The sequence below is a fragment of the Neisseria sp. P0021.S006 genome (assembly GCF_051956895.1).
In genome coordinates this window covers 1-870 of the sequence record NZ_JBQCWZ010000558.1, presented here as the reverse complement: position 1 = coordinate 870, position 870 = coordinate 1, and the positions used below count along the sequence as shown (strand labels likewise).

Genomic DNA, 870 nt, shown 5'->3' with positions numbered 1-870 from the left:
ATCCAATGGCTGGGCAGGAAGCCCGACCGACTGGACGGCGAACGGGAATGCTCCGGAAATACATCCATCTACGCCCATCTAGGTGCAGGTTTCGGTTTCACCAAAACCACGGCTTTAAACGCATCCGCACGTTTCAACGTTTCAGGGCAAACCAGTTCCGAACTGAAATTGGGCGTACAGCATACATTTTAAGCAGTTTTTGATTTTCCAACGTTGTAATCCAAAGGAGTTGTTATGAGAAAACAAATTACCGCAGCCATGATGATTCTAACGATGATTGCCGCTCCGGCGATGGCAAACAGCATGGAAAATCAGGTATTTGAAAACCAAGTGTTCCACACGCAGGCAGATGCGCCGATGTAGTTGGCGGAACTATCGCCGCAGGAAATGAAAGACACTGAGGGGGCTGTTGCTCCTTGGGTAGCCGGTGGTATCGTAGGAGGCATATGGGGAGGTGCCGGCTATATGCATGGGGCGTCTATCAAGGTCATTACAAATGGGACAATGCCAAATTTGCAGATAACGTAGCAACAGGTGCTGTCATTGACGCATCATTTGGTACTGCGGGGGCAATTGCCAGTGGAGGAGTCAAATTTATTCCCAGCCTGACAAATGCAGGAGCAAACATATGGAGAGTAAATAGCACACTTGCCAACAATGGTGCAAATCGCGTATGGCGTAGATAAATCATAACAAGCAGGTAATGAATTAAAGACATTACCTGTTTTTACAGAAATTTTTAAAATGGATGATTTGATTGCAGCTTTTTTAGGCTCTTTATCAGGTAAATATAGCGAAGGGAAAATAAGCAGATTAAAAATATCTCTAACGGCAGGAAGTATTTTCTTTGCAGTATTCTTTATTCATGAC

2 pseudogenes are annotated in these 870 nt (G+C 44.8%); both read left to right on the top strand.

Features of this window, described 5'->3' with window-relative positions:
• Positions 1-192: pseudogene (locus ACTHUM_RS15670) on the top strand (meta-pathway of phenol degradation family protein); the annotation flags it as partial.
• A 42-nt stretch (positions 193-234) separates the two neighbouring features.
• Positions 235-477: pseudogene (locus ACTHUM_RS15665) on the top strand (class IIb bacteriocin, lactobin A/cerein 7B family); the annotation flags it as partial.
• Positions 478-870 lie beyond the last annotated feature (393 nt).